Here is an 8972-nt window from a genome sequence, read left to right as displayed (position 1 = left end):
CTCCCGGGCTCGGGCATATCGGGCGGGGTGGGGGTTGGGAACGGTGCGGAACGGCTGCGGCGGAGGCAAGTGGAGGACTTGGGCCGCGTCTGGCTGCGGCCACCTGCGCCGTTGCCTCCCGGGCGTGGCCCAAGTCCTCCACTTGCTCGCCACGCGGGACTGATGGGGCTGATGGGGCGAGGGGGCGGGCGGGTGTGGAGTCGTCCCACTCGCCGGAAGCCGCCACGCCCACCGGGCGTGCCGCCACCCGCCCACCGCGCGCCCCAGCCCTACACTCACCGTTCGCCGCTGAGCCAGCCCGGCGTGCCGCCACCCACCAAGCGCGCACCCGCAACCCCCCACTCACCGTTCGCCGCTAAGCCCACCCGGCGTGCAGGCGAGGCGCGGCCGCGCCCCCTCACCCCGGACGCGACCGCAGCCCACCCAACGGAACCCCTACCTCGGCCCCCCATCCCTCTCCGGCCGCCCGCTCGCTTCTCCCCCGGGCTGGAGCGAGCCGAGTCAAGGGTGGCCCGCAGGGCCATCGGCGCAGCCGACGCGAAGCGCCCTTTACTCGGGTCGCGGAAGCACGACAATGACCAAGAAGCGGGCGGCCCCACGGCAACCTGGAAGCTCTGGTCCGCCCTGCCCGAGCACGGTCGCTCACGCCACCGTGTACTGGGTATCCCCGAAGTCCGCCACCACCCGGAGTTCTCCGCCAAGGGCCCGAACGTAGGAGCGCAGGGTGGCAACCTCCGTACGGTCGATCTCTCCGTGCTCGATCGCAGAGATACGTGGCGTAGAGACACCCATCGAATCGGCGATATCGCGTTGGGTGAGGTCCTGCTCCCGGCGGAGCTCCGCCAGCTTGTAAGCACGCACCTCGGCGAGAAGCCGGTCCATGTCGGCCCGCTTCTCCTCGGGAGTGCGGACCGGCATCCCGGCGGCCCTCCGCTGCTCATCGGCCCGGCGCTTGGCTTCCTCCCAGCTGACGGCGCTCATTCATACTCCCTGGTGTCCAGCTCGGCGATGTGGTCCCGGTAGCGCTTCTCGGCGATCGGGATGTTGGTGTCGTACCACCCACTCCAGTTTCCAGCCTTGTCTCCCGCGACCAGCAGGACGGCTCGGCGTACTGGATCGAAGGCGAACGGAATCCGGATCTCGCTGTTTCCCGACGAACCGGGCCTCAACTCCTTCAAGTGGTGCCGCTCCGCACCCTTGATCCGGTCGTCGAGCGGTCGGCCGAGCCCAGGTCCCCAGCAAGCCAGCGCGTCGATGGCGTCTTCCACGCGGTCCGCACTGCGGAGGTCGGCTTCGACCAGCTCTGCGAACCACTTCGCCACTTCCGCGACGAGAACCACTTCCCATGAGGCATGAGTCCGAAATTAATGCAAGCATTAACCTGCCGGGCTGGAATCCCTAGCCGTCACCCTCAGGACCGATACCCGGCCCACCCCGCAACTCCCCCTTGACCACCTTGCCGCTCGCGTTTCTCGGTAGCTCCCGTACGAACTGCACCGTGCGGGGGACCTTGTAGTTCGCCATTTCGCGGCGGGCCCAGGCGATCAGATCGTCCCCGGTGACCAGGGCCCCCGGGCGGCGGACTACGAAGGCCTTGCCGACCTCGCCCAGGCGGGGGTCCGGGATGCCGATGACGGCGACGTCGGCCACGTCGGGGTGGAGGCCGAGGAGTTGCTCTATCTCGGCGGGGTAGGCGTTGAAGCCGCCGACGATGTACATGTCCTTGATGCGGTCGGTGATGCGGAGGTTGCCGGTCGTGTCCAGTACGCCCACGTCTCCTGTGTGCAGCCAGCCGTCCGGGGCCACGGCCTCCGCCGTCGCGGGCTCGTCCTCGTAGTAGCCCCGCATGACGTTGAAGCCACGGACCAGGATCTCCCCCGGGCGGCCGGGGGGCAGCGTCTGCCCGGTTCCGTCGACCACTCTCACCTCTGTGCCGGGGATCGCGCGGCCGGATGTCGACGCGATCACCGAGGGGGCGTCGCCGCGGCGGCACATCGTGACGATGCCGCTTGCCTCCGAGAGGCCGTAGGCGGTGAGGACCGTACTCACGCCCAGTTCGCCGCGCAGGCGTTCCACCAGGCGCAGCGGGACGACCGCGGCTCCGGTGACGACCAGTCTCAGCGCTGACAGGTCGTGCGCGTCTTTTGCCGGGTGGTCCAGGAGGGACTGGTGCAGGGTGGGCGGGCCCGGCAGTACCGACACCCGTTCCGAGGCGATGTTGGCGAGGGCCGTGTCCACGTTGAAGACCGGCTGGGGGATCATCGCCGCGCCCCGCATCAGGCAGGCGATGACGCCCGCCTTGTAGCCGAAGGTGTGGAAGAAGGGGTTCACGATCAGGTAGCGGTCGTCCGGGCGGAGGCCTGCCAGATCCGCCCACGTCTCGTACGCCCGCAGCGTCTGCGCGTGGGTGATCATGGCGCCCTTGGGGCGGCCCGTCGTGCCCGAGGTGAAGATGATGTCCGAGAGGCAGTCGCCGTTCACCGCTCCGGCTCGTCGGCGTACCTCCGCCTCTCCCACGCCCTCGCCACCGGCCAGGAAGTCCTTCCATGTGCGGAAGTCCGGCGGGGCGTCGTCCGAGAGGACCACCACCTGCTCCAGTTCCGGCAACCCCGGCAGGGGAACGCCGGTGGTTGCCCCCTGTCCCGCCGCCCGCCTCAGCGACGCCACGTACGAGGTCCCCAAGAAGGTTCCGGTCACGAACAGCAGTCGCGCCCCGCTCCTCGCCAGCACATCCGCCGCCTCCGTGCCCTTGAAGCGGGTGTTCAGGGGGACGAGGACCGCTCCGGCCGATACCGCGCCGAGCGCCGCGACGATCCAGTCGAGGGAGTTGGGGGCCCAGATGGCCACCCGGTCGCCGATCTGCACGCCGTTGGCCATGCAGGCCGCCGCCGCGCGTGACACCCTCGCGCCCAACTCCGCGTACGTGATCCTCGTACGGCCCTCCACCACCGCCTCGGCGTCCGCGTGCTGTTCCGCCGCCGCCCGGACCAGTCCCGGGATGCTGCCCCACTCCACGTCACCGCGCACGACAACCGGCCTCCAGAAACGCGATAGCTGACTGACCGTCAGATTAGCTGTAACCTGACGGCCTGTCAGCGAACAGCGATCCCGTGCGGAGGTGGGCGCACCATGCCAGGAACCGGGCTCAAGGACGCCACCGCCATCGTGGGGATCGGGCAGACCGCGTTCGCCAGGAAGCTGCCGGAGGACGAGAAGACGCTCGCCTGCCGTGCCGTTCTCGCCGCTCTCGACGACGCCGGGATCGCGCCCGGCGAGGTCGACGCCCTCGCCTCCTTCACCATGGAGGAGACGGATGAGGTGGAGCTGGGGAAGGCGCTCGGGCTGGGGGATCTCACCTTCTTCAGCAAGGTGGGTTACGGCGGGGGCGGCTCCTGTGCCACCGTCGCGCATCTCGGCGCCGCCATCGCCGCGGGGCAGGCCACCGTCGGGGTCGCCTGGCGGTCGCGGAAGAGGGGGAGCGGGCCGCGGCCGTGGACCAGCACCGCCGTTCAGCTGCCCACTCCGGCGCAGTGGACCCGGCCCTTCGGGCTGCTTCGGCCCGCCGACGAGATAGCGATGCTGGCGCGTCGGTACATGCACGAGTACGGCGCCACCCGGGACCATCTGTTCAACGTCGCCCTCGCCTGCCGGAACCGGGCCAACCAGAATCCGGCGGCGGTGATGTACGAGCGGCCCCTCACCCGGGAGATGTACATGACCGCCCGGTGGATCAGCGAGCCCCTCTGCCTCTTCGACAACTGTCTGGAGACGGACGGGGCGTTGGCGTGTGTGGTGGTCGGTAGGGAGCGGGCTCGGGATTGCCGGCAGCGGCCCGTCTATGTGCACTCCGCCGCGCAGGGGCTGCCCGCCCAGCACCACGGCATGGTCAACTACTGGAACGACGACCCCCTGACCGGGCCCGCGTGGACCGCCGCCCGGCATCTGTGGAAGCACGCCGACTTCGCTCCGGAGGACGTCGACGTGGCGCAGATCTATGACGCCTTCACCGCCCTCATACCGCTGTCCCTGGAGGGGTACGGGTTCTGCGGGCGAGGGGAGGGCGGGGCGTTCACGGAGGGTGGCGCGCTGGAGATCGGGGGGCGGCTGCCCATCAACACCGGCGGGGGCGGGCTGTCGGAGGCCTATGTGCATGGCTTCAACCTGATCAACGAAGGGGTGAAGCAGCTGCGCGGGGTCAGTACGGCGCAGGTGCCCGGCGCCGCCACCTGTCTCGTCACCGCCGGGGAAGGCGTCCCCACGTCCGCGCTGCTGCTGAGGAGTTGAGCCGCCCGATGCTGACCCCGGTCCCCGACACCGACGGCGCCCCTTTCTGGCGGTACGCCGCCGAGGGTGAGCTCCGTGTCCAGGCCTGCGCCGACTGCGGCGAGGTGCGTTTTCCTCCCCGGCCCTGCTGTCCGCACTGCCAGTCCTTCGCGAGCGAGTGGCGGGTCATGTCGGGGCGGGGGCGGGTGTGGTCGTATGTGGTGCCGCATCCGCCGTTGTTGCCGGAGTACGCGGAGCGGGCGCCGTACAACGTCGTCGTCGTGGAGCTGGAGGACGCGCCTCGGGTGCGGCTCGTGGGGAATGTCGTCAGCGGGGCGGGGGCGTCTTTGGACTCCGTGGATCCGGGGAGGATCCGGATCGGGGCCCGGGTGCAGGTCGTGTTCGCCGGTGGTCTTCCGCAGTGGGTCCTGGAGCGCGCATGAGCGGCAGCGCCCTGCGGGTGACGGCCGACAAGGACACCGGCGTCGCCGTGGTCACCCTCGACCGGCCCGAGCGGCTCAACGCCATCGATCTGGCCATGGCCGCCGAATTGGCCGTCACCTGGCGGGAGTTGAGGTTCGACGACGCCGTACGGGCCGTCGTGCTGACCGGGGCCGGGGAGCGGGCGTTTTGTACGGGTCTGGACCGGGACTGTGTCGTGCCGCAGCCCTCGTCGCCGTACATGCAGGACGATCCGCTGCTCTCGGTCGGGCCGAAGGCGAACGACCTGTGGAAGCCGGTCGTCGCCGCGGTGAGCGGGATGGCGTGCGGGGGTGCCTTCTATCTGCTGGGGGAGAGTGAGTTCGTCGTCGCGGACACCACCGCCGCCTTCTTCGATCCGCACACCGGCTACGGCATGGTCAGCGCCTACGAGTCGGTGCTGATGGCGCAGCGGATGCCGTACGGGGAGGTCGCGCGGATGGCGCTCATGGGGAACGCGGAGAGGGTGGGGGCGCGGCGGGCGTATGAGATCGGGCTCGTGTCCGAACTGGTCGAGCCGGGGCGGGCGGTGGAGGCTGCCGTGCGGTGTGCGTCCGTGCTCGCGGGGTATCCGGCGGGGGCCGTGCAGGGGACCGTGCGGGCGCTGTGGGCGGCGCGGGAGGCGGCTCGGGCGCCGGGGTACGCCCAGGCGCCGCATCTGATCGCCCTGGGGAATCTGCCGGGCGAGCGGCAGGCGGAGCTGTTCGCGGGGCGGGTGCGGGGGGAGCCCCGGATCCGGTGAGTGACCGCCTGGCGTGCTTCGCCCACGGGGAGTAGCGTCTGCCCTGAGAGCGGTGACCGACCGCTCCTCCCCGGAACGACGGCCGCCGTCCACAGCCCCTTCCGTGCGACTACTGGTACGACGGCCGTCCCGGCGGAGCCTCTCAGGTGGTGCGCGCGGTGCCCGTGCCCTTCTCCGCGTCCAGCGCGTAGACGCAGCGGTCCTTGCTGCACGCGTACACCACGCCGTCCTTCACGACGGGCGAGCCGGTGATCTCGCCGCCCGTCGCGAGCTTCCAGCGCAGGCGGCCGTCGTCGGCCTTGAGGGTGTAGAGCAGGTGGTCGGTGGAGCCGAAGTGGATGCGGCCCTCGGCGACGGCGGGGGCGCCCACCACGTCGCCGCCCGCCTGGAAGCGCCACTTCGGGGTGCCGGTGACGGCGTCCAGGGTGTAGAGGCCCTTGCCGCTGCCGACGTGGACGTGGCCGGCCGCCACCAGGACCGGATCGACGGAGGAGCGGGACTCGGTGGCGATGCGCCAGCGGTCGCGGCCGTCGGTGGCGTCGAGGGCGTAGACGGTGCCGAGGTAGTCGGCGAGGTAGATGCCGCCGCCGGTGACCGCGGGGCCGGGGGCGAAGGTGGGCGGGCAGAGGAAGGCGGCGGGGGCCTCGAAGTGCCAGCGCACCATGCCGCTCGCCACGTCGACGGCGAGGACGCGGGTGCCGGCGGAGACGTACACGTAGCCGTCGGGGGCGTGGGTGATCCGGACCGGTACGCCGCCGCAGGAGGCCGCGTCGCCGATGGGGTACGACCAGCGCTCCTCGCCGGTGCGGGCGTCCAGGGCGCGCAGCCGGGCGTCCTGCCAGACGAAGACGGTGCCGTCGTGCAGGGCGGGGCCGGCCTCGGGGGACTCGAAGTCGGTCTGGCAGCCGGTGATCTCCCACAGCTTCTGGCCGCTGGAGGCCTCCCAGGCCTGGACGCCGCCGCCGCGGGTGCCGGTGACGACGGTGCCCCGGTCGGCCTGGAGGGAGTACACCCAGGCGTCCGTGGACAGCCGCCACAGGTCGTTGCCCTCGCGGCAGTCCAGGGCGAACAGGGTGGGGCCGTCGGAGGCGTGGATACGGCCGTCCGCGACCGCCATGGACCAGGCGACGTCCCTGGTCTTGAAGCGGCGGCGGCCGGTGGCCACGTCCAGGGCGTGTACCTCGAAGGAGGTGACGTAGACGAGGTCGCCGTCGACGGCCGGGGTGCCCCAGACGTCGTTGGACATGCGGAAGCGCCAGGGCCGCCAGCCGGCCGCCGTCTCCGGGGGCGGGGGCGGGAGTGCCGGTACGGCGGGGTCGGCGCCGTTGAGGCCGGGGCGGGGGCGGGACCAGCTGGCGACCAGGCCGGCCTCGGGCGGGGGCGCCTTGACGGCGGCGGCGCGGGCGTCGGCGACGCGCGGGCCGGGGCCGATGGGCACCTGGGCGCCGGCCAGCCGGACCGGGCCGGTGTCGGGGGCGCCCACGGGGGCCGCGACGGAGGCCGAGGCGGGCACGGGGCCCGGGCCGGTCACCGGGACCACGGGGTCGTACGACGGCGGCGGGGGCACCGCGAGTCCGCCGCCGCTGCGGGCGCCGGCGGGGGCCGGGGACGGCTTGGCCGCCGGACGGCCGCCGCGCCGGGACTCGATGAGGGCGACCGCCTTCTCCGGCAGCCAGGCCGAGGCCGTGCCGCTGTCGTCGGAGCCGGAGCCGAAGAGGTGGGGGGCGAGCTGGGCCTGGAGGTCGGCGGGGTTGGGGCGGGCCGTCGCCTCCATCTGCATGCAGGACTCGATGAGCGGGCGCAGCTCGTCCGGGAGTCCTTCGAGGTCCGGGCCCTCGCGCAGCAGCATGAAGACCGTCTCGACCGGGTTGGCGCCGTGGAACGGGGGGTGCCCGGTGGCCGCGAACACGAGCATGGAGCCGAGCGAGAAGACGTCGCTCGCGCCGGTGACGCTGCGGGAGTCCTTCGCCTGCTCCGGGGACATGTAGGCGGGGGTGCCGACGGCGACGTTCGTCATCGTCAAACGGGTGTTCGAGACGCCGGACGCGATGCCGAAGTCGATGACCCGGGGGCCGTCCTCGACGACGAGCACGTTGGACGGCTTGAGGTCGCGGTGGACCAGCCCGGCGCCGTGGATGGACTGCAGGGCCTCCGCGACGCCCGCCGCGAGCCAGCGCACCGCCTGGGCCGGGAGCGGCCCGCAGTCGTTCACTATCTCCTCGAGGGAGGGCGCGGGAACGTAGGCGGTGGCGAGCCAGGGCACGGCGGCGCGCGGGTCGGCGTCGACGACGGCCGCCGTGTAGAAGCCGGAGACCGCGCGGGCCGCCTCCACCTCGCGGGTGAAGCGGACGCGGAACAGCTGGTCCTCGGCGAGCTCCGTGCGGACCGTCTTGATCGCCACGCGCCGCCCGGACGCCGAGCGCGCGAGATAGACCAGCCCCATGCCGCCGGCGCCCAGCCGTCCCAGCACCTCGAACGGCCCGATCCGCCGCGGATCGTGCTGCGTCAGCTGATCCACCACTTGCCTGCCACCTCCCCGTACGAGCCGCGTCACCCACATATGTACGCGACCCCGTGCAGCGTCTCACCACCGCACCGCCATGGCGGCACGCACCCCGATTCTTCCTGGCCGGGGACCAGGTTGCGAACCCGGTGATTAATCGGGGTGTCTCCCTGCAAAAGGGGCGAATCCCAGGATTTCAGCGGTGGAGCAACGCGAAGGACGCCCCCTGATTGTCGGTCACGACGGCCACCGTTCCGTACGACGCCTCGAAGGGCGTCTTCTGCACCCGGCCGCCGAGCCGCTCCACCGCCCCGAGGGCGCCCGCGAGGTCGTCCACCCGGAAGTGGACGAGGAAGTGCGGGGGCATCTCGGCCGGGAAGACGTCGAAGACGGGGGCGCGGCCGAAGTCGGGCTCGGCGTCGGTGCCGAAGAGGGCGTCCTGGAAGAGGCCGCCGTAGAAGGCGTTGGCCCGCTCGGTGTCGCGGGTGTACAGCTCGGCCCAGACGAAGGTGGAGGGCGCGTGCCGCCGCCCGAAGCCGGGGTGGCCGCCCGGCTGCCACAGGCCGAAGACGGCGCCCTCGGGGTCGGCGGCGAGGGCGGCCGTGCCCAGGTCGGCGACCGGCAGCGGCGCCATGACGATCTGCCCGCCGGCCGTCATGATCCGCCGGCACAGGGCCTCGGCGTCCGGGGTGGCGAAGTACACCGTCCAGACGGTGGGCATACGGCCGTCCGTCTTGTGCGCCAGGGTGGCGACGGGTTCACCGTCCAGCAGCGCCCATACGGAGGCGCCGTACGCCTCCTCGAAGGTCCACCCGAAGAGCTCCCCGTAGAACCGCTGCCCGGCCGCCACGTCGGGAAGCTGCGCGTCGACCCAGCACGGGACGCCCTCTCCGTACACCGATGCCCTGTTTTCGGCCATGCCGCCAAGTTAACCGTGCCGCGGGCACCGCGCAGACCAGGCACACCACCCTTCTCGCGCCCGTG

The 8972-nt window shown here is 72.1% G+C and carries 8 protein-coding genes; 3 read left to right on the top strand and 5 right to left on the bottom strand.

All coding sequences use genetic code 11. The features are described 5' to 3' along the window. Window positions 1–642 precede the first annotated feature (642 nt). The 3 genes from ACZ7L0_RS34090 to ACZ7L0_RS34080 all read right to left on the bottom strand — a co-directional run bounded on the left by ACZ7L0_RS34090 (window position 643) and on the right by ACZ7L0_RS34080 (window position 3027). Window positions 643–981 carry an XRE family transcriptional regulator gene (locus tag ACZ7L0_RS34090; RefSeq protein ID WP_471246407.1) on the bottom strand — a complete coding sequence of 113 codons (339 nt, stop codon included), beginning with the start codon at window positions 979–981 and terminating at the stop codon, window positions 643–645. Then, window positions 978–1322 (bottom strand): type II toxin-antitoxin system RelE/ParE family toxin, encoded by a 345-nt coding sequence (locus tag ACZ7L0_RS34085; protein WP_471246406.1) that lies wholly within the window; start codon window positions 1320–1322, stop codon window positions 978–980. The genes ACZ7L0_RS34090 and ACZ7L0_RS34085 overlap by 4 nt, the downstream gene beginning before the upstream one ends. A gap of 76 nt (window positions 1323–1398) precedes the next feature. Further along, a complete protein-coding gene (locus ACZ7L0_RS34080; RefSeq protein ID WP_471246405.1) occupies window positions 1399–3027 on the bottom strand; it encodes a FadD3 family acyl-CoA ligase in 1629 nt (542 codons plus the stop codon). Window positions 3028–3129: 102 nt separating this feature from the next. On the opposite strand from ACZ7L0_RS34080, the gene ACZ7L0_RS34075 reads away from it, so the two are divergent. The 3 genes from ACZ7L0_RS34075 to ACZ7L0_RS34065 are packed head-to-tail and all read left to right on the top strand — an operon-like array spanning window position 3130 to window position 5485. Next, window positions 3130–4284, top strand: coding sequence for a lipid-transfer protein (locus ACZ7L0_RS34075; protein ID WP_471246404.1), 1155 nt, complete (start codon window positions 3130–3132; stop codon window positions 4282–4284). Between the two features lie 8 nt (window positions 4285–4292). Next, window positions 4293–4706, top strand: a complete 414-nt coding sequence (locus tag ACZ7L0_RS34070; RefSeq protein ID WP_471246403.1) for a Zn-ribbon domain-containing OB-fold protein — start codon at window positions 4293–4295, stop codon at window positions 4704–4706. After that, on the top strand, window positions 4703–5485 hold the full coding sequence (locus ACZ7L0_RS34065; protein WP_471246402.1) for an enoyl-CoA hydratase/isomerase family protein: 783 nt from the start codon (window positions 4703–4705) through the stop codon (window positions 5483–5485). The genes ACZ7L0_RS34070 and ACZ7L0_RS34065 overlap by 4 nt, the downstream gene beginning before the upstream one ends. 142 nt (window positions 5486–5627) lie before the next feature. Here the strand turns inward: ACZ7L0_RS34065 and afsK are convergent, their stop codons facing one another. Beyond that, window positions 5628–8006, bottom strand: coding sequence for a protein serine/threonine kinase AfsK (gene afsK, locus ACZ7L0_RS34060; protein WP_471246401.1), 2379 nt, complete (start codon window positions 8004–8006; stop codon window positions 5628–5630). Between the two features lie 178 nt (window positions 8007–8184). Next, window positions 8185–8907 (bottom strand): AfsK-binding protein KbpA, encoded by a 723-nt coding sequence (gene kbpA / locus ACZ7L0_RS34055; RefSeq protein ID WP_471246400.1) that lies wholly within the window; start codon window positions 8905–8907, stop codon window positions 8185–8187. Between the last annotated feature and the right edge of the window lie 65 nt (window positions 8908–8972).

This window comes from Streptomyces sp. NPDC039424 (genome assembly GCF_055639495.1).
The sequence above is the reverse complement of the archived record's forward strand: the minus strand, read 5'-3'. Positions and strand labels throughout refer to the sequence as shown.